The 18,905-nt window shown below is 65.1% G+C and carries 15 protein-coding genes; 10 read left to right on the top strand and 5 right to left on the bottom strand.

Annotation, left to right across the window (positions count from 1 at the left end; all coding sequences use genetic code 11):
- Window positions 1–2: 2 nt before the first annotated feature.
- Window positions 3–737 carry a phosphoadenylyl-sulfate reductase gene (locus H165_RS0108185; RefSeq protein ID WP_017938439.1) on the bottom strand — a complete coding sequence of 245 codons (735 nt, stop codon included), beginning with the start codon at window positions 735–737 and terminating at the stop codon, window positions 3–5.
- A 184-nt stretch (window positions 738–921) separates the two neighbouring features.
- On the opposite strand from H165_RS0108185, the gene thrH reads away from it, so the two are divergent.
- Complete coding sequence (gene thrH / locus H165_RS0108190) at window positions 922–1,539, top strand: bifunctional phosphoserine phosphatase/homoserine phosphotransferase ThrH (protein WP_017938440.1); 618 nt, start codon at window positions 922–924, stop codon at window positions 1,537–1,539.
- 44 nt (window positions 1,540–1,583) lie between these two features.
- On the opposite strand, the gene pabB is transcribed toward thrH, so the two are convergent.
- Window positions 1,584–2,927, bottom strand: a complete 1,344-nt coding sequence (pabB, locus tag H165_RS0108195; protein ID WP_026146466.1) for an aminodeoxychorismate synthase component I — start codon at window positions 2,925–2,927, stop codon at window positions 1,584–1,586.
- A 160-nt stretch (window positions 2,928–3,087) separates the two neighbouring features.
- On the opposite strand from pabB, the gene H165_RS0108200 reads away from it, so the two are divergent.
- From H165_RS0108200 to H165_RS0108230, 7 genes are all read left to right on the top strand, one after another.
- On the top strand, window positions 3,088–5,799 hold the full coding sequence (locus tag H165_RS0108200) for a winged helix-turn-helix domain-containing protein (protein ID WP_017938442.1): 2,712 nt from the start codon (window positions 3,088–3,090) through the stop codon (window positions 5,797–5,799).
- The gene (locus H165_RS0108205; RefSeq protein ID WP_040640602.1) at window positions 5,796–8,507 is read left to right on the top strand and encodes a winged helix-turn-helix domain-containing protein; all 2,712 of its coding nucleotides are present in this window, start codon (window positions 5,796–5,798) and stop codon (window positions 8,505–8,507) included. Before H165_RS0108200 ends, H165_RS0108205 begins: the two co-directional genes overlap by 4 nt.
- A 209-nt stretch (window positions 8,508–8,716) precedes the next feature.
- Window positions 8,717–9,184: a DUF6160 family protein gene (locus H165_RS0108210; protein ID WP_017938444.1), complete on the top strand. Its 468-nt coding sequence runs from the start codon at window positions 8,717–8,719 to the stop codon at window positions 9,182–9,184.
- Window positions 9,185–9,274: 90 nt separating this feature from the next.
- Entirely contained in the window at window positions 9,275–10,036 is a 762-nt protein-coding gene (locus H165_RS0108215) for a C39 family peptidase (RefSeq protein ID WP_017938445.1), read from the top strand.
- Window positions 10,037–10,144: 108 nt separating this feature from the next.
- Window positions 10,145–11,113, top strand: coding sequence for a transporter (locus H165_RS0108220; RefSeq protein ID WP_231492907.1), 969 nt, complete (start codon window positions 10,145–10,147; stop codon window positions 11,111–11,113).
- A gap of 15 nt (window positions 11,114–11,128) precedes the next feature.
- Window positions 11,129–12,721 carry an outer membrane protein transport protein gene (locus tag H165_RS0108225; RefSeq protein WP_026146468.1) on the top strand — a complete coding sequence of 531 codons (1,593 nt, stop codon included), beginning with the start codon at window positions 11,129–11,131 and terminating at the stop codon, window positions 12,719–12,721.
- A 9-nt stretch (window positions 12,722–12,730) separates the two neighbouring features.
- On the top strand, window positions 12,731–13,891 hold the full coding sequence (locus tag H165_RS0108230; RefSeq protein ID WP_017938448.1) for a MalM family protein: 1,161 nt from the start codon (window positions 12,731–12,733) through the stop codon (window positions 13,889–13,891).
- A 66-nt stretch (window positions 13,892–13,957) separates the two neighbouring features.
- Here the strand turns inward: H165_RS0108230 and H165_RS0108235 are convergent, their stop codons facing one another.
- The 3 genes from H165_RS0108235 to rloA are packed head-to-tail and all read right to left on the bottom strand — an operon-like array spanning window position 13,958 to window position 17,022.
- Window positions 13,958–14,950 carry an alpha-L-glutamate ligase-like protein gene (locus tag H165_RS0108235; protein WP_017938449.1) on the bottom strand — a complete coding sequence of 331 codons (993 nt, stop codon included), beginning with the start codon at window positions 14,948–14,950 and terminating at the stop codon, window positions 13,958–13,960.
- A 3-nt stretch (window positions 14,951–14,953) separates the two neighbouring features.
- Window positions 14,954–16,480 carry an osmotic stress tolerance membrane protein RloB gene (gene rloB, locus H165_RS0108240; protein ID WP_017938450.1) on the bottom strand — a complete coding sequence of 509 codons (1,527 nt, stop codon included), beginning with the start codon at window positions 16,478–16,480 and terminating at the stop codon, window positions 14,954–14,956.
- Between the two features lie 5 nt (window positions 16,481–16,485).
- Window positions 16,486–17,022: a retropepsin-like aspartic peptidase RloA gene (rloA, locus tag H165_RS0108245; RefSeq protein WP_017938451.1), complete on the bottom strand. Its 537-nt coding sequence runs from the start codon at window positions 17,020–17,022 to the stop codon at window positions 16,486–16,488.
- A 250-nt stretch (window positions 17,023–17,272) separates the two neighbouring features.
- Between rloA and H165_RS0108250 the strand changes: the two genes are divergently transcribed.
- Complete coding sequence (locus tag H165_RS0108250; protein ID WP_017938452.1) at window positions 17,273–17,992, top strand: GntR family transcriptional regulator; 720 nt, start codon at window positions 17,273–17,275, stop codon at window positions 17,990–17,992.
- Complete coding sequence (gene prpB / locus H165_RS0108255; RefSeq protein WP_017938453.1) at window positions 17,989–18,876, top strand: methylisocitrate lyase; 888 nt, start codon at window positions 17,989–17,991, stop codon at window positions 18,874–18,876. Before H165_RS0108250 ends, prpB begins: the two co-directional genes overlap by 4 nt.
- The last annotated feature ends 29 nt before the right edge of the window (window positions 18,877–18,905 follow it).

An 18,905-nucleotide genomic window follows, 5' to 3' on the forward strand; every position in this document is an offset into this window, starting at 1 on the left:
TCTTACTTCTTGGCGATCAGGTTGCCGGCATGCAGGCCGCATTCCTTCTGGGTGGCTTCCTCCCACCACCAGCGGCCTTCGCGCTCGTGCTGGTTGGGTAGCACCGGGCGGGTGCAGGGCTCGCAGCCGATGCTGATGTAGCCGCGCTCGTGCAGGCTGTTGTAGGGCAGTTCGAGCATGCGGATGTAGGCCCAGACTTCCTCGCTGGTCATCTGCGCCAGCGGGTTGAATTTGTACAGGGGCTTCTCCGGGGTGGAGAAGGCGCCGTCCAGCTCCAGCACCGCCACCTGGCTGCGGGTGCCGGGACTCTGGTCGCGGCGCTGTCCGGTGGCCCAGGCCCTGACGGTGGCCAGCTTGCGCTTCAGGGGCTCGATCTTGCGGATCCCGCAGCATTCGCCGTGGCCGTCCTTGTAGAAGCTGAACAGGCCTTTTTCCTTGACGAAGGGCTCGAGCCGCGCGGGATCGGGGGAGAGCACCTCGATGGCGATGCCGTAGTGCTCGCGTACCTGGTCGATGAAGCGGTAGGTTTCCGGGTGCAGGCGGCCGGTATCCAGGCTGAACACCTTGACGTTCTTGTTCAGCTTCCAGGCCATGTCCACCAGCACCACGTCCTCGGCGCCGCTGAAGGAGATCCAGAGGTCGTCGCCGAAGTGCTGGAAGGCGAGCTTGAGGATGTCCTGGGGGGATTTGTTGGCGTAGGTCGTCGCCAGTTCGGCGACGTCGAAGGGATGGCTCATCAGGCGGATTCCTAGGCTGGCGTTCGTACGCTCTGTGGCCGGCGATGGTAGCAAATGTGGATTTATGCGCCTAAATAACCATCTGAAAGCATCACTGCATGTTTTGAATATAAGCGGCGCGTTGCACCGGGCGAGGCGAGCCGCTAGAGTGCCGCCTTTCGTCCAAAACCGCTGGGAGTCTGCTGTGGAAATCGCCTGTCTCGACCTGGAAGGGGTTCTGGTTCCGGAGATCTGGATCGCCTTTGCTGAAAAAACCGGTATCGATGCGCTCAAGGCGACCACCCGGGATATCCCCGACTATGACGTGCTGATGAAGCAGCGTCTGCGCATCCTCGACGAGCACGGCCTGAAGCTGCGGGACATCCAGGAAGTGATCGCCACCCTGAAGCCCTTGGAGGGCGCGGTGGAGTTCGTCGACTGGCTGCGCGAGCGCTTCCAGGTGGTGATCCTCTCCGACACCTTCTACGAGTTCTCCCAGCCGCTCATGCGCCAGCTGGGCTTCCCGACCCTGCTGTGCCATCGCCTGATCACCGACGAGAACGACCGTGTGGTGGACTACCAGCTGCGCCAGAAGGATCCCAAGCGCCAGTCGGTGATCGCCTTCAAGAGCCTCTACTATCGGGTGATCGCCGCCGGCGATTCCTACAACGATACCGCCATGCTCTCCGAGGCCCACGCCGGCATCCTGTTCCACGCGCCGGACAACGTGATCCGCGAGTTCCCGCAGTTCCCCGCGGTGCATACCTACGAGGATCTCAAGCGCGAGTTCATCAAGGCTTCCAACCGCCAGCTGAGCCTGTGATGCACAAGGCCGGGAGCCCTGTGGCTTCCCGGCCTTGTCCCGCCTTATAGCCCTTCCAGGGTTTCCAGTAGCACCCTTACCTTGGTCAGCGACTCGCGGTATTCGGCCTGCCAGTCGGAGTCGGCCACTATCCCGCCGCCACCCCAGCAGCTCACCTGACCATCCTTCACCAGCAGGGTGCGGATGGTGATGGAGCTGTCCATTTCCCCGCGCACGTCCAGGTAGAGCAGGGAGCCGCAGTAGATGGATCTGCGGGTCGGTTCCAGCTCGTCGATGATCTGCATGGCACGGATCTTCGGTGCGCCGGTGATGGAGCCGCCGGGGAAGCTGCCGGCGAGCAGGTCGAGGGGGTCCTTGCCGGGCACCAGCTCGCCTTCCACGCTGCTGACCAGGTGGTGCACGTTGGGGTAGCTCTCCAAGGCGAACAGCTCGGGTACCCGCACCGTGCCGATCCTGCAGCTGCGTCCCAGGTCGTTGCGCAGCAGGTCGACGATCATCAGGTTCTCGGCGCGGTCCTTGGTGCTGGCCTGCAGTTCGGCGGCATAGGCGCGGTCCTCGTCGGGCGTGCGGCCGCGCGGGCGGGTGCCCTTGATCGGCCGGGTCTCCACCCGATTGCGGCTGACCCGCATGAAGCGCTCGGGGGACAGGCTGAGGATGGCGCCGCCGTCGTCCAGGGTCAGGAAGCCCGCGAAGGGCGTCGGGCAGCTGGTGCGCAGGGCGAGGTAGGCGCTCCACGGATCGCCCTCGCAGGGCGCGCGGAAGCGCTGGGTGTAGTTCACCTGATAGCAGTCGCCGGCCTGGATGTAGGCCTGCACCCGTTCGATGGCCTGTCGATACTGTCCTTCGTCGATATCCGGGCGGAACGGTGCCAGCAGGCGGAAGGCACCGGCTTCTACGGGCGCCGGCTGGCTGAACAGGGCGATCAGCCGCTCGCGCTCATCGGCGGGCAGGCGTGGATGGAAGACCAACTGGCTGACGCCGGCCTGGTGGTCGCTGACCAGCGCCCAGGCGTACAGGCCGAAGCGTGCGTCGACCAGGCCCAGGTCGTCTACGGACTGGCCGGGCAGGCGTTCCAGGCGCCGGCCGAAATCGTAGGCGAGGTAGCCGAGCAGGCCGCCGGTGAAGGGCAGCTCGCAGCCCGCCGGTGCTTCGGCGCGACCGAGGCTGGCCAGCGCGGCGCGCAGGCGTTGCAGGAAGTCGTTGGCCGATTCGTCGGGCGCAGGTGCTAGCTCTGCCATTGGCCAGGCACTGAGAAGGTCATAGCGTCCGCGTTCCGCTCGTGGGCGTCCGGCGTCGAGCAATACTGCGCCCGGCGCATGGCGGATGACGGCGAAGTAATCGGCGGGGTCGGCCCGGTAGGGCAGTGGGTGTAGCGTGCAGGTTGGCATGCGTGGCTCGGACAGGCGCGTGGGCCGATTGTAGTCTGCCCTTGGTATTCGTCCTAGAGCCTGCGCACGGGTTTGCTTGGGGCGCAGCTCGCTGATTAGTATGCGTGGCAGCGAAGAGAGCAGCGTCGTGCCAGAACAATAACCATCAGGGATCAGAAGCATGGATTTAGTGCTGGATCCAGCCGCCAAAAACTTGCAGCGTTTCAAACTCTCGTTGCCCCAGATACCGGTTGACTACCTGCCGCGGCCCCAGATCGAGGCTGCCTTGGAGGGGCATACCCATGCCCGTGTGTTGTTGTTTTCCGCGCCCGCCGGCTTCGGTAAGACCTGTGCGCTGGCCTATCTGGCCGAGAGACGCCTGCAGGCCGGGGGGGCGGTCGCCTGGCTGTCCCTCGGACCCGAGGACGACGAGCCTTCCCGTTTCTTCCTCCAACTGATCGAGGCCCTCGGCGCGGTGGCGCCGGGACTGGGCGCGGATGCCCAGGGCTATCTGCGGAACGCTCCGCAGGTGCCGGTAGCGGTGGTGATGGAGAGCCTGCTGGCGGACCTCGCCCGCTGCGCTCGCCCGCTGCTGCTGGTGCTCGACGACCTGCACTTCATCTGCGACCCGGAGCTAATCGCCTCCCTGGACCGCCTGGCCCGGCTCGCCCCGGAAGGCTTCGTGCTGGCCATCGGCAGCCGCGCCCGGGTGCCGCTGCGCCTGGCCACCTGGCGCGCCCACGACCTGCTGCTGGAGATCGGCCCCGACGAGCTGCGCCTGAGTCGCGAGGAAACCCGCGACTACCTGGCCAGTCACGGCCTGGAGCTGGACGACAGGGCGCTGAATGCCCTCTACGCCCAGACCGAGGGCTGGATGGTCGGCGTGCAGCTCAACAGCCTGCTGCTGCGCCACCAGCCGGAAGGCGCGCAGCCGCTGGCGCCTGTCGGCGGCGACCCGGTGGCGGTGGGCGACCACCTGCTGCGTTCGGTGTTCGAACAGTTGCCGGCGGACATGCAGGAAGTCCTGCTGTCCCTCGGCGTGGCCAGCCAGCTGTGCGGCGAGCTGGCCAATGCGCTGACCGGACGCCAGGACGGTCAGGCCCTGCTGGAGCGCCTGGAGGCCATGCAACTGTTCCTCCTGCCGCTGGACCGCGAGCGCCAGTGGTACCGCTTCCACAACCTGTTCGCCGAGTTCCTCCGCGCACGGCTCAAGGAGCGCGATCCGGATCGCCTCAAGCAGCTGCACTTCAATGCCAGCCTGTGGTTCACCAACCACCACATGCAGAACCTCGCCATCGAGCATGCCTGCCTGGCCGAGGACGCCCACATGCTCGCCGCGCTGATCGACGGCTGCGGTCTGGAGCTGATCAACCGCGGCCAGCTCAGTCTCATCTACCGCTGGCGGCAGAAGGTCCCCGACGAGGTGGCCCAGAACTTCCCGGTGCTGGTCCTGGCCGACGTCTGGACGCGAGCCAGCGAGCTGTCGCTGCCCGAGGCCAACCGAATGCTCGACGAGCTGCTGGAGCGCTGGGGGCAGGGCGGGGCGGACCCGCAGTTGAGCGACAAGGTCCTCGCCGTGCTGGCCATCAAGGCGGTTCTGGCCATGCAGAAGGACGACCTGCCGGGCTGCATCGCCCTGGTCCGTAAGGTGGAGCCGCAACTCGGCCGCCACGCCGCCTTCCTGGAAACGGCGATCCTCGTACTCGGCGCCCTGGCCCACGTGATGCTCGCCCAGCCGGAACAGGCCCGCCGCCTGCTGGCCCTCGCCCAGCAGCGCAAGCATTTCCTCGAAGGTCGCTACCTGGACATGCAGCTGGCCAACGTGGAGATCCTCCTGTATCTCGAACAGGGCCAGGTCAAGCAGGCCCAGTTGCTCTTCGAGCAGATGCGCTCGCGGCTGCTGCCCTGGTTCGGCGAGCGCTCCCGGGCGCGCCTGCTGCCGACCATCACCGAGGCGCTGATCGCCTACCAGCAGGCCAACTTCGAACAGATCGAGGAACACCTGCGCTGGGCGCTGAACACCGTGGACGTGATCAACCCGGTGGACTTCTACGCCCAGGGCATGCTGGCCCTGGCCCGCACCCTGCGCCTCCAGGACCGCCCCAGGGAAGCCCTGGCGAGCTTGGCCCTGATGCAGAACCTGGCCGCACGCAACCATGCCTGGCGCTTCTATGCCCAGGCGGTGGCCGAGGAGATCGCCATCCTTCTCCAGGAGACGGGTACCGACCGTCTCAAGCGTGCCGAACAGCGCTACAGCGCCGTGGATTGGGCCAGGCTGGCCGGCCATTACCCGCGCATGACGTTCAATCCGGTGGTCTGGGCGCAGGGCCTCACGCGCATCCGCTTGCAGCAGGCGCGCGGTCACTACAGCGAGGCGCTGCACGAGATCACTCAGCTGCGCGGCCAACTGCAGAACGGCTGGCACGGCCTGCAGCGCCTGCGCCTGGACCTCCTGGCGGCGCTCAGCTACCAGCGCCTGGGATATCAGGAGCGTGCCCGCTCGCTGCTGGTGCAGTGCCTGGTGGTCGCCGAGCGCGGGGAAGTCCGCAGCCTGTTCGTCGAGGAAGGCGAGGCGATCCAGCAGATGCTCCAGCAGCTGGAGGCGGCCGAACGGCAGCCGGCCATGCAGGGCTTCATTCGCAGCCTGCTGGCGATCTGGCCGGGGCAGGCGGCACGCAAGACCCTGGAGGCGCTGGAGGAGGGGCTCACCGAACGCGAGCGCGAGGTGGTCCACCTGGCCGCCAGGGGCATGTCCAACGAGGAGATCGGCCAGCAGCTGGCCCTTGCCCTCGGCACGGTCAAGTGGCACCTGCACAACATCTACGAAAAGCTCAAGGTGCGTAACCGGACCCAGGCCATCCGCCGCGCCCGCGAACTGGGTCTGCTCGACTGAGGAGTCGTACCGTGATCAATCCGGATTCCCTGCCGTTGCTGCACACCAAGCTGTATCCGGCCCCCGTCGGCAGTCGCCCGCAGTTGTTGCGCACGGCGCTTATCGAGCGGCTGCTCGCTGCCCGCGAGCGGCGCATGGTGCTGCTCTGCAGTCCCGCCGGCTATGGCAAGAGCACGCTGCTCAGCCAGTACCGGCAGCGCCTGCTGGATGAGGGCGAACGGGTCGCCTGGCTGTCCTGCGACGAAACCGACAGCGAGCCGCAGCGCCTGCTGCGCTACCTGATCGCGGCGCTGCGCACCGTCGAGCCAGCGTTCGGCCAGCGCGTGTCGAGCTGCCTCGCCGGGATGGGCGAGCTGCAGGTGGAGCCGCTGCTGGATGCCCTGATCGCCGATCTACAGGGCCTGAGCGGCACCGTGCATCTGATCCTGGACGACTTCCACCGGGTTCGTCACCCGGCGCTGCGCGAGGCGGTGAACTACCTGCGCGCACGCCTGCCGGACAACCTTCGGCTGATCGCCAGCATGCGCTACCGCTCCCATCTGTTAGAGCTGCGGCCGGTGCCGGACTGGCTGTTCTTCCTGCAGGGCGAGGATCTGCGTTTCAGCCGCGAGGAAAGCGCGGCCTATTTCCGCGAGGTCAAGCACCTGCCCCTGAACGCCCGGCAGCTCGGCCTGCTGTACAAGCGCACCGAGGGCTGGATCACCGGGCTGCATCTGGCGGCACTGTCGCTGCGGCGCCACGCCGATCCCGACGCCTACCTGACCGGCACCGAACGGCACATCGCCGACTACCTGGCAGAGGACGTGTTGAACGGTCTTTCCGAGGCCATGCTGCAGTTTCTCGAGCAGACCTCGGTGCTCGACGAGCTCAGTGGTGAACTCTGCGATGCCCTGACCGGGCGCCGCGACGGCGAGGACATGCTTCGGCGGCTCCATACCCAGCAGTTGTTCCTCATTCCCTTGGACGGCAGCGGCCAGTGGTTCCGCTATCACCAGCTGTTCGCCGAGTTCCTCCAGGGCCGACTGGCCAAGCGCGGTGACGCTTCGCTGCTGCTGCATGCGGCGGCGCGCTGGTGCGACAGCCACGGCCTGCCCGAGCGGGCGATCCGTTACGCGCTGCGCGCCCGCGACTTCAGTTTCGCCTCCGACCTGCTGGAGCGGCACGGCCCCCGGCTGGTGGCCGGCAACGAGGTGTACGAGATCCTTGGGCTGTTTAGGAACCTGCCGGCGGAGGTGATCCATGAATACCCGGTGTTCCAGTTGTTCTATGCCTGGCAACTGGCCTTCGACCAGCAGTTCGCCGAGGCCGAGGCGCTGATCGAGGACGTTAGCGCCCGGCTGATGCAGGGCAGGGGCACCATGCTGCACTTCGGCAAGCTGGCGATGCTCGGCATCGCCCAGGTGCTCAAGGCGCTGGTGTTGCTCTACCAGGACAAGCTGGAAGCCTGCCTGAAGATTGCCCGCCAGTGGTTGGGCATGGTGCCGGACAGCCAGCCTGTGTTTCGCGCTGCGCTGTCCTGCGTGCAGGCGGCCGCCTATGCGCTGCTCGGCGAGTATGGCGAGGCTGACAAGTCGATCGGCGTGGCCCGCGACTGCCTGAGCCGCACCGACAGTGAGTACCTGCAGGTGATGGCCAGCCTGATCGAATCGCTGATCTGCAAGGAAAACGGCGAGCCGGCGCGTGGTAGCGAGCTGCTGGAGGCGGCACGGGATAGGGTGGAACGTCTATACGGGCCGAGCAACCGGGTTGCCGGTCCGCTGGCTTTGGCCTACGCCGATCTGCTCTACGAAGCCGACCGCCATGCAGCGGTGCTGGACGAGTTGCCGCGTGCCACCACCTGGCGCGACGTGGGCACGCCGGTGGAGCTGATCAGCCGCGGCCAGCTGGTGATGACCCGGGCGCGCTTCTTCGCCGGTGAGACGGAGCAGGCCCTGATCCAGCTCGACGAGTGGCTGGCCGAGCTGCAGGGGGCGCGTTTCGAGCGGGTGTACGCCCTGGCCATGGCCTGCAAGGTGCACTTCCTGCTCTGGCTGCGTCGACCCAACGAGGCCGGACGGGTGTTCCTGCAACTGCAGCAGCACATGGCCGGACTGCCGGAGGGGCGCTATGGGGATGCGGAAGTGGCCCTGGCTCTGAGTGAGGCGCGCCTGGCCCTGAGCGAGCGGCGCGCCGACCGCGCCCAGGCCGCTCTGGAGTCCTGCCTGGCCAAACAGACGGCCGTGCGCCACGGCGACCGCCGCCTGCGTCTGGGGCTGTTACTTTCCGTGGCGTACTGGCGCAAGGGTAACAGCGAGAAGGCTGGCAACCTGTTCCGCGACACCCTGGAAAGAGCCTGGAACAACGGCTATCGCCGGCTGTTCCTCGATGATGCCCTGTGGTTGCTGCCGTTCTGGGAAAGCTGGCAGTCCGCCGAGCCGGAGCGCGCCGCGGCCTGGCCGGAAATGGCCGAGCGGCTTCGCGAACAGTGCGCCAGGCTCGCCGTCGATCACCAGAATCTCGAGGAAAATCAGGATATTAGTCACAGGGAGCGGGAAATCCTGCGGTTCGTCGCGGCAGGCCTATCGAATCGCGACATCGCCCAAACGGTGCATCTGTCCGAGGCGACCATCAAATGGCACCTGCACAACCTGTTCTCCAAGCTGGGAGTGCGCAGCCGCACCCAGGCGGTGCTCAAGGGCAAGAGCATGGGGCTTTTGAGCGAGCTGTGAGGGGCCGGACCCGTCCATCCCTTGGATAGGCTGGCAGGGGGAGGGGGCATCGGTAACTTAGCGGCCAGGGCACGATGCTTCACGAATCCGGACCGGCGATACCTAGGGAAGCCATCGCGGATCCGGAGGTCGGCGTGAGCCGGCCCGGTTGCCCCAGGACAGGACGTCAACGGCAACAACCCAACCTGTGAACCTTGGAGAGAACAACAATGAAAAAAGGCTTCAAACAACTGGCCCTCGCTGCCGTTCTGGCTGCCCCCTTCATGGCTCAGGCCGATCTGAAGTCCATGGACGACAGCGCCCTGGCAGCCGTTACCGGTCAGGATGGCATCAGCATTTCCGGTGACTTCAGCGGTTCCATCGGCAACATCGCCTACCTGGATCGTGATGGCTCGACTGTCGGCCGTCTCAACCTCAGCAACATCGTCATGGATGGCTTCAAAATCACCGATGACAGCCCGCTGACCGTGGACGTGGTTACCACCTCGATCGGTGGCGATGATACCCAGCAGCTGGCCATCGGTCTGCCGAGCATGACCGGTAAGGTCACCATCGGGGCGATCAACGTCGGCGGTGCCTACGCCAGCGGCGCCCTGACCGGCGGAAGCACCCTCGGCGGCCTGGAAATCGCCGACATCGACATGGGCGGCACCACCGTCAAGATCTGGGGCCACTGATCCCGTCTTGATGGTTTGATCCGGAACGCCCCGTCGGCCCGGCCGGCGGGGCTCGTTCCTTGAGAGCAGTCGCTACGCCGGAACTTGTGGATGATCGAGATTCTCGTGGGCAGCCTGATTGGCCTGTTCGGCTTCACCGAGGCGGTGGACACCAAGCCACCGGCGCAGGGGACGGTCAATCTGACCCAGGCCATGGTGCCCAACGGTCCCTTGCGGGAAAGCGTGACCCTGGAGCCGATGAGCCAGTTGCAGTTTCGCAGCGTGATCCGTCAGGCCTACGACTACAGCTGCGGCTCGGCCGCGCTGACTACCCTGCTGGACTACTACCTGGGGCGCAACCTGGAGGAACACCAGGTCATGGAGGGGCTGCTGCAGTATGGCGAGGTGGAGAAGATCGTCGAGCGGCGCGGCTTTTCCCTGCTGGACATGAAGCGTTACGTCGCAGCCTTGGGCTACCAGAGCGGCGGCTTCCGGGCCGACTTCGACGACCTCGAGGCACTGGAGCACCCGGCCATAGTGCCGATCCACTATGCCGGCTTCAAACATTTCGTGGTGGTGCGCGACGTCTACAACGACCACGTCTTCGTCGCCGACCCGGCGCTCGGAAACATCAGTTTCACCCGCGTACGTTTCGAGGAGATCTGGGACCAGAACGTCCTGTTCATGATCTTCCCTGGTGATCAGGAGCCGCACAATGCATTGGCGCTTGGCGAGCATGACCTTCGCCTGGTCGACGACCGTACCGTCAGCCTGCTGGCGTTCCGCGATTTTCCGCAGATGAGCAAGTTCATGGAAATCCAGGCCGACCAGCTCGGGGCCGACGGCGACATTCAGTACATCCGCCGCAAGTGAGCGGTGGAAACCATTCAGGGCATCCGGGCCGTGCGTGCATTCGCCCGGTATAACAAGAATCTACGGGGGATAGCCTCAATGGGGTTCAAGGGGGGCGCATGGCTTGCCATGCTAACGTTGCTGGTTGCCGCTCCGTCATGGGGCGTCGAAATCGACGAAGCGCGGGAGGCCTTGAGCAAGAAGGAGGACGACGCCGACACCACCAAGGCGCTGGAGGAAGTCTTTCAGGCCGCCGAGAAGAGCTACACGCTGCTCAAGAAGGGCGAGCGTACGCTGACCTACGGCTTCGACTACTCGATGATGCGCGATACCCAGATCCAGAGCGTCAGGACCGGTAACGAGGTGTATAGCGTGCTGGCCCTGCCGGAGGCGCAGCACACCTTCACCAACTCCTTCACCTTCGACTACGGCATCTGGGACAACCTGACCTTCAGCATGCGCCTGCCGCTGGTGGCCAAGTACGACACCGAGCGGGAGATCGACGTCTACGGCCTGGGCGACATTTCCCTGAGCCTGCGCTGGCAGCCCTGGGCCTCGGTGCGTGGCCGCCCGGTGTACACCCTGTACGGCACCCTGGGCCTGCCGACCGGCACCAGCCCCTACGACATCAACAGCAGCAAGGACCTGGCAACCGGCAACGGCTACTACAGCATCGGCGGCGGCCTGAACATGTCCTACGTGATCGACCCTGTGGTGCTGTTCGGTTCCCTCGGCTACACCTACAACCTGCCGGTCACCGGCCTCCACCAGGTGCGCGGCGGACGCGAGCTGAACAAGGTCGAGCCGGGCTCGACGCTCAACTTCAGCATGGGCTTCGCCTACGCGCTGTCCTACGACGTGTCGCTGGCGACCTCCTACCAGATGGCGCACAGCTTCAAGCCGACCTACACCTTCGCCGATGCCAGCTACGAGGGCTCGGAGCAGACCAGCGCGATCATGAACTTCTCGCTGGGCATGCGTACCGCGCCCGACTACATCGTCAACGTCAACGCCGGTTTCGGCCTGACCGAGGACTCCCCGGACATCCTGCTGGGGCTGTCGCTGCCCCTCGATATCAAGGGCCTGAAGGCCCAGTAGCGCAGCGGAGTTCCCATGACGATGCGAATCACAGCGCTCGCAAGCGCCATTGCGTGGACGACCCTGCTCTTTAGCGGGGCGGCGCAAGCGCAGATGGCCCAGAACCTGACCATCGGCAACCCCAAGGCGATGGCCCTGGGCAATGCCATCACCGCCGACTCCAGCGGCATAGACGCGGTGCACTACAACCCGGCGGCCCTGACCAAGCTCAAGGGGCGTCAGACCACGGTGAAGTTCATTACCTGGATGATGGACATCCGCGCCGACTTCGATGCGCCGCCGGACTACGGCAGCAGCTTCCTGGGCCTGAACGACGACCCGGTCAAGAACCGCTCCAGCCGTACCACCACGGCGGCCATGTACCTGCCCGGCCTGGGTGGGGCCGTCGATGTGCCGATGCTGTTCGCACCGCTGGCGGGCATCTCGATCAACCCGCCGGGCTCCAAGCTGACCTTCGCCACCAACGTCTACGCTCCCCAGGCGCTGGGTTATTCCCGGGATGGCGATGATCCAGGCCGCTACCAAGGCAAGGAGGTGGTGCTGCAGCGCATTACCTACTTCTCGCCGTCGCTCGGCTACCAAGTCAACGATGAGCTGTCGGTGGGCCTGTCCATCGGCTTCTCCCACCAGGCAGTGGCGCTCAACCAGGACTTCCGCGCCCCAGGCATTCTCACCGGATTCACCGGCGTGGCCCAGGATCTTCTTTGCATCATCGAGGGCAACCCCTTCGAGGTATTGCTGAATCTCTGCGGTGGCGACATGGGGCCCTTCACCGATATCGGCAATCTGGACATCGACATGCAGCAGTCGCTGTCGCCCACCTGGAACTTCGGCGTGCTCTGGGAGCCTACCGACTGGTTCGCCTGGGGCGCGGTGTACCAGAGCGAGGCGAAGATGCACCTGCAGGGCAAGTACCGGATGAAGTACTCGGAGGACTGGCAGGGCTTCTGGCGCGGCCTGGACAGCTCGCTGATCGGGGTGATCTTCGATAGCATCACCCCGGACGGGGTGTTCGCCGAGGAGTCCGGCAACGTCTCCATGGATCTGACTTATCCGGCACACTTCGCCACCGGCATCAAGCTCAAGCCGCACCCGCGCTGGCAGATCAACTTCGACCTGAAGTGGACCGACTACGCGGCCTGGGACAAGTTCGTGCTGGAGTTCGACCGCAAGCTGGACATCCTCAAGATCGCCCGGGTCTTCTCGCCGGACAACGCCACCGAGACCTCCATCATCCTCGACCGCGACTATGAATCGGTGTGGAGCTGGGCTGTCGGCGTGCAGTACGACGTCAACGACCGCCTGAGCCTGCGTTTCGGTTTCGAGCCGCGACCCTCGGCGATTCCCGGCAACAAGGCCGACGTGCTGGCGCCCTTGGGCGACGCCAAGCTCTACGGCCTCGGCCTGGGCTACCGCTGGGACAAGGACACCATCATCGACATCGGCTTCAACTACCTGACCAGCAAGCAGAGCATCCCTTCGGGAGTCAGCTGCAACGTCAACTGCACCAGCATCGACAACATGGTCTACAACCCCTATGCCGACCTGGACATCGAGACCCGCGTCAAGGCCTACATCCTGGCGCTGACCTACCAGACCACCTTCTGAGTCACTGCCATGCGGAGTTCGTCGCCACTGCCACTCCTCCTGCTGTGCAGCCTGCTGGTTCTGCCGGCGGCCCACGGCCAGGGCCGCTACCTGACCTGGGTAGACGATCAGGGCAGGGTGCACAACACCTTCGTCGACAGCCAGTACAGCGAGCTACAGCGCCAGGCGGCGCGGCGGGCCAGCCTCGCCGAGCGCATCCGCTTGAACCAGGGCCAGGGTGCCCAGTGGCCGGGTACGGCGACGACCGGGGAGGTGAAGCGCCGTTACTTCACCTGGGTGGATGCCAACGGCAATCTGCAGAACAGCTTCTACGCCGGCGACCGCGAACTGCTTAGCGGGCGCCCGGACCAGCTGCTGCCGAATGGTGAGCGTTTCAGCGATTACATCGATGCCGATGCGCTGGAAGGCCGCGGCTACGTGCGCCCGGGGCAGGACGAGCGCTACTACACCTGGGTGGACGAGCAGGGCCGGATGCGCAACTCCCCGGTGCTGCCGGCAGCGAAACGCTCCGGTGGTAGCCAGCCGATCCGCTTCACCGAGGGCCGACAGATCGAGTTTGCCAGCCGCCAGCCGCTGCTGCCGGCCCTCGACGGCCAGCCGACCGAGGCCATGCAGGCCTTGCTGGCCGGCAGCAGTCCGAAGGGCGACGGCCTCTACCAGGAGCTGGTGAACCTCTGCTGCGCCCAACTGGCCGACAGTGACTTCACTGAGCTGTCCGCCGACGAGCCGCGCTACGAGGAGCTGAACCGTTTCTCGCCGAGCCTGGACTTCCCCATGGGGCGCAGCTACTACGCGGCCCTCAAGCTGCCGCGCTCGCACCTGACCTATGGCCTGCGGGTGCGCAGTTTCGCCAACAAGGGTCTGGTCTATCCCTCGCTGCTGTTCCTCGACGAGCATAAGCGGCCGACCCGGCTGGTCAGCGATGCGGTCTACCAGTTGCACCCGGAAACCTGGTACCGCTACGCCTTCATCGAGGGCACCGTGCCGGTCCACGCCGAGGCCGGCGAGCGCTACGTACTACTGATCACTACCAACGAGGACCGCAGTCTGAAGACCCTCGACAACAAGCCCTTCAAGCGCCCGCTGCAGGCTCTCGAGCTGGATGCCGCCGGCATGCAGGCCCATGCCCACGGTGACGAGGGGGGCTTCGAGCTGGCGGTGGTGCGCTAGGAAGTCCTGCCGATCGTAACGAAGAAGCCCGGCGAGTGCCGGGCTTTTCGTGTGGAGGGGCGGGGATCAGGCCTCGGCCTTCGCCGGATGCACGTGGCCGAACGTCTCCTGGGAGAATTTCACCCGTTCCTCGACGTTTTCCTGGATGCCCTTGGCTTCCAGCTCCGCCAGGCGCGCCTCGATGGCATGGGTGCGCTTGGTCAGGCCGCAGTCATTGGCGATCTGGATGTTCAGGCCGGGGCGGGCGTTGAGTTCGAGGATCAGCGGGCCCTTTTCCTGGTCCAGCACCATGTCCACGCCGATGTAGCCTAGGCCGCAGAGTTCATAGCAGCCGGCGGCGAGTTTCATGAAGCCGTCCCAGTTGGGCAGCTGCACGCCGTCCACCGCGTTGCCGGTGTCCGGATGCTTGCTGATCTTGGCGTTCAGCCAGGTGCCCTTGAGGGTCACTCCGGTGGCCAGATCCACGCCCACGCCGATGGCTCCCTGGTGCAGGTTGGCCTTGCCGTTGGACTGGCGGGTCGGCAGGCGCAGCATGCCCATCACCGGGTAGCCTTTGAGGACGATGATGCGGATGTCTGGAACGCCTTCGTAGCTGATGCTCTTGAAGATCGGATCCGGGGTCACCCGGTACTCGATCAGCGCGCGGTCGCGGTGCCCGCCGAGGGAGTACAGACCGGTAAGGATGTTGGAGATCTGATGTTCGATCTCCTCGTGGCTGATGATCCGCCCGGAGACCGTCTTGTAGCGATCCTCGAAGCGGTCGGCGATCACCAGGATTCCGTCGCCGCCGGCGCCTTGCGCCGGCTTGATCACGAAATCGCTGTGCTCGCCGATGATCGAGGAAAGCTTCTCGATGTCCTTTTCGGTCTCGATGATCCCGTACATTTCAGGCACGTTGATGCCCGCCTGGATGGCACGCTGCTTGGTGAGGATCTTGTCGTCGACGATGGGGTAGAGGCGCCGCTCGTTGTACTTCAGCACATAGTCCGCGTTGCGCCGGTTGATGCCCATGATGCCCTTGGCTTCCAGGGCTTTCCATCGCTTGATCAGGCCGAACATGGCTCAGTCCTTCAGGAAGGCTTTGAAGCGGAACAGCTCGGTCAGCCGGTAGCCGCGGTAGCGACCCATCGCCAGCATGAAACCGACCAGCACCAGGAGTACCGCCGGGAAGGTGAACACGAAGTACACCAGCTCGGGCACCTTCATCAGCAGGTAGGCCAGTGAGGCGGCGAACAGGGTGCCGACCGCGGCCTTCATGGCGTGGGCGGCACCGCGCTCTTCCCAGGTGATCGACAGGCGCTCGATGCTCATGGTCAGGATCACCATGGGGAACAGGGCCACCGACAGGCCGCTGTCGAAGCCCAGCTTGTGGCTGAGCAGGCTGATGGCGGCGATGGTCACCACCACGAAGGTCAGCACCACCGACAGGCGCGGCAGCATCTGCAGCTTCAGATGCTCCAGGTAGGAGCGCAGCGATAGGCCCAGCGCGGTGATCACCGTGAATAGGGCGATGCCCCATTGCAGGCCGGTTTCGCGGAAGGCCAGTGCGATCAGCACCGGGGTGAAGGTACCCAGGGTCTGCAGGCCGATCAGGTTACGCAGGATCAGGATCACCAGCACGCCCAGGGGGATCATGATCATGATCTGGAAGGTCTGTTGGGTCTGCAGCGGCAGGCCGTACAGCGAGTACTCGAGGAAGCCGGCCTCGGTGCTCTCGTCGGTCAGCTTGGCCAGGTGGATGGCGTTGATTTCGCTGCTGTTGAGGTTGAAGCTGACCTGCGCGCGGCGGCCGCCGTCGACGCTGATCAGCGGCTCGTCGCCGAACCACCAGATCAGACGGTCGGCCGGCAGGCCCTGTTCGCCGGTTTCCGGGTTGAAGTACAGCCATTTCTCGCCGTTGAAGCTGCGTACCCAGAGTTCCGGACTCTGCTGCACGTCGGCGATCAGGCGGATGGTGTGCAGGCGCTCCATCGGTACGTGGGCGATGGACAGCAGCAGCTCGATGGCCTTGGCCTTGTTGGCCACCGAGGTATCGCCGCCGAGCAGCAGCTTGACGTTGTCGTCGCTGGTGTTGTTGACCCGCTTGATGGTCTCGGTGATGAAGGTTTCGACGTCCGCCGAATGCTGGCGGATGGGAGCCAGCAGGGCTTCCGCGGCGATCTTCTCGGGGCCTTCCACGGGCAGGCTGTCGCGGAAGATCGGCCCCTTCGGCTTGGGCTGCTCGCCGCTGTAGCGCTTAGTCAGCACCAGGCGGTAGTAGAGGGTCTGATTGCCGCTGGCGCGGCGTGCCGACCAAGTGACTCGGCGGTTGCCGTCGGCGCGGTTGATGCTCACGCCGTAGTTACGCGACACGAAGCTCTCGTTCAGGCTGACGTAGTCCTGGGTCAGGGGCGGCACGAAGAGCTGCACCTTCACCGGGCTGTTCGGGCTGGCCTGGAATTCGACCTTGGCGTCGATGTTCCACAGATCGTCGGTCTCGTCCTCGGTCACCGGGATGCCGAGCACGAAGATCTGGTAGGCAGTGATCAGAAGACCCAGGATCACCAGCACGCCGATCAGGGCTTTCAGATGGAGGTTGAGAGAGCGCATGTAGATTACTCTGCTGAGTTTGCGTCAGTGGCGCAGTCCGGTTTACCGGCTGCGTATTTAAGGCTTGGGTCGACCAGGGCTCCGAAACGCTTGAGAGCTTCGGAGCCGATCAGGAGGGGGTATTGGAACGCGCTTCGGTCGGTCAAGTTCACTTCGATGTTGCGCAGCGTGCTGCCCAGGCAGACGCTCAGTTCGATCACCGGACGGGCCGTGTAGTTCTTCTCTTCCTCGGCGTTGTAGTCGCCGGCGCGGCGCTTGATCTTGCTGATCCGCGCCAGCGGGCGCTCGATCGGGGTCTCCTGGGCATCATCGGTGCCCAGGTAGAAGCGCACCCAGGTTTCCCCATCGCGCTTGAAGCGTTCGATGCCGCGCGCGCTCAGCGAGGCGGTCTTGGCGCCGGTGTCCAGTTTGGCGGCGAGTTCGGCGCCTAGCTCGGGAAGGGTGGCGTACTCATTCAGACCATAGATGGTCTTCTCGGCAGCGAGACTCAGGCCGGGCAGGAGGAAAAGGCAGAACGGCAGGGCAAAGGGCTCGAGTCTCATAAGTCCTGTGGATATGGAACGGTCGCGTGGAGTCTAGCAGGAAGACCGGCATTCCCGGTCAGGCGGCGCGGCATTCTAGCACCCTGGCATGTCAGCGGCGACAGGCGAATCAAGCCGTGGCGATCCGAGGGATGCTCGGTCGAGCGTTTTCGATTATCAGACGATTGTCGACAATTCTGTTTTCGCGTTTGACGGGATTGGCTTTGGCGTTTAGCCTTCATGGCAATTCACTGTCAATGTGTCGACAATCATGCTGGACGTGACAACCCCCAACCCGGTAGCCCAGGACGAGGCCGAGACGCTCTCGGAACATGTCTTCCGGCGCATTCAGTCGGCCATCATCAAGGGCGAGATCGCTCCCGGCAGCAAGATTTCCGAGCCGGAACTGGCACGTACCTACGGTATCAGCCGTGGCCCGCTGCGCGAGGCCATCCATCGCCTGGAAGGTCAGAAGCTGCTGGTGCGGGTACCGCACGTCGGCGCCCGGGTGGTGTCCCTCAGTCATGCGGAGCTGATCGAGCTGTACGAGATCCGCGAATCCCTGGAGGGCATGGCCTGCCGCCTGGCCGCCGAGCGCATGAGCCAGGCGCAGATCGACGAGCTGCGCCGGGTCCTCGACCTGCACGAGCAGGATGCCGCCTTCCAGGCCGGGGTCGGCTACTACCAGCAGGAAGGGGATTTCGACTTCCACTACCGGATCATCCAGGGCAGCGGCAATCGCACCCTCGCCAAGCTGCTCTGCGACGAGCTCTATCAACTGGTGCGCATGTACCGCCTGCAGTTCTCCGCCACGCCGAACCGGCCGCGCCAGGCCTTCGCCGAGCACCACCGCATTCTCGACGCCATCGCCGAGCGTGACGGCGAGCTGGCCGAGCTGCTGATGCGCCGCCACATCGGCGCTTCCAAACGCAACATCGAGCGTCACTTCCAGGACGCCCAGAAGACAGCCAAACCAAGAGGTGAGTCATGAGTCAGCTTTCCCCCGGCCAGCGTTTCCGCCAGGCCCTTGCCGAAGAGAAACCGTTGCAGGTCATCGGCGCGATCAACGCCAACCACGCGCTGCTGGCCAAGCGTGCCGGTTTCAAGGCCATCTACCTGTCCGGTGGCGGCGTGGCGGCTGGCTCCCTAGGCCTGCCGGACCTGGGCATCAACACCTTGGACGATGTGCTCACCGACGTGCGGCGCATCACCGACGTCTGCGACCTGCCACTGCTGGTGGACATCGACACTGGCTTCGGCCCCAGTGCCTTCAACATCGAGCGCACCGTGAAGAGCCTGATCAAGGCCGGTGCCGCCGCCTGCCACATCGAGGACCAGGTCGGCGCCAAGCGTTGCGGCCACCGTCCGGGCAAGGAAATCGTCTCCACCGAGGAGATGGTCGACCGTGTCAAGGCCGCCGTGGATGCCAAGACCGACCCCGAGTTCTTCCTGATCGCACGCACCGACGCCATCCAGGCCGAGGGCGTGGACGCCGCCATCGAGCGCTGCCAGCGCTACATCGAGGCCGGAGCCGACGGCATCTTCGCCGAGGCGGCCTACGACCTACCCACCTATCAGCGCTTCGTCGAGGCCCTGAAGGTGCCGGTGCTGGCCAACATCACCGAGTTCGGCGCGACCCCCCTGTTCTCCCGTGACGAGCTGGCTTCGGTCGGCGTGGCCATCCAGCTCTTCCCGCTGTCCGCCTTCCGCGCCGCCAACAAGGCAGCCGAGAGCGTCTACACCTCGATCCGTCAGAACGGCCACCAGAAGGACGTGATCGAACTGATGCAGACCCGCGCCGAGCTCTATGACCGCATCGGCTACCACGCCTTCGAGCAGAAGCTCGATGCATTGTTTGCCGCCGGCAGGAAGTGATCGACCGAGGGCAGGGCGCAGCCGGGTTG

The sequence above is a fragment of the Pseudomonas thermotolerans DSM 14292 genome, assembly GCF_000364625.1.
GTDB lineage: Bacteria > Pseudomonadota > Gammaproteobacteria > Pseudomonadales > Pseudomonadaceae > Aquipseudomonas > Aquipseudomonas thermotolerans.

Coding starts and splice junctions, on each gene's coding strand:
- H165_RS0108185 (WP_017938439.1), bottom strand. CDS start 737: ATGAGCCATCCCTTCGACGTCGCCGAACTGGCGACGACCTACGCCAAC.
- pabB (WP_026146466.1), bottom strand. CDS start 2,927: ATGCCAACCTGCACGCTACACCCACTGCCCTACCGGGCCGACCCCGCC.
- H165_RS0108200 (WP_017938442.1), top strand. CDS start 3,088: ATGGATTTAGTGCTGGATCCAGCCGCCAAAAACTTGCAGCGTTTCAAA.
- H165_RS0108210 (WP_017938444.1), top strand. CDS start 8,717: ATGAAAAAAGGCTTCAAACAACTGGCCCTCGCTGCCGTTCTGGCTGCC.
- H165_RS0108215 (WP_017938445.1), top strand. CDS start 9,275: ATGATCGAGATTCTCGTGGGCAGCCTGATTGGCCTGTTCGGCTTCACC.
- H165_RS0108220 (WP_231492907.1), top strand. CDS start 10,145: ATGCTAACGTTGCTGGTTGCCGCTCCGTCATGGGGCGTCGAAATCGAC.
- H165_RS0108225 (WP_026146468.1), top strand. CDS start 11,129: ATGACGATGCGAATCACAGCGCTCGCAAGCGCCATTGCGTGGACGACC.
- H165_RS0108230 (WP_017938448.1), top strand. CDS start 12,731: ATGCGGAGTTCGTCGCCACTGCCACTCCTCCTGCTGTGCAGCCTGCTG.
- H165_RS0108235 (WP_017938449.1), bottom strand. CDS start 14,950: ATGTTCGGCCTGATCAAGCGATGGAAAGCCCTGGAAGCCAAGGGCATC.
- rloB (WP_017938450.1), bottom strand. CDS start 16,480: ATGCGCTCTCTCAACCTCCATCTGAAAGCCCTGATCGGCGTGCTGGTG.
- rloA (WP_017938451.1), bottom strand. CDS start 17,022: ATGAGACTCGAGCCCTTTGCCCTGCCGTTCTGCCTTTTCCTCCTGCCC.
- H165_RS0108250 (WP_017938452.1), top strand. CDS start 17,273: ATGCTGGACGTGACAACCCCCAACCCGGTAGCCCAGGACGAGGCCGAG.
- prpB (WP_017938453.1), top strand. CDS start 17,989: ATGAGTCAGCTTTCCCCCGGCCAGCGTTTCCGCCAGGCCCTTGCCGAA.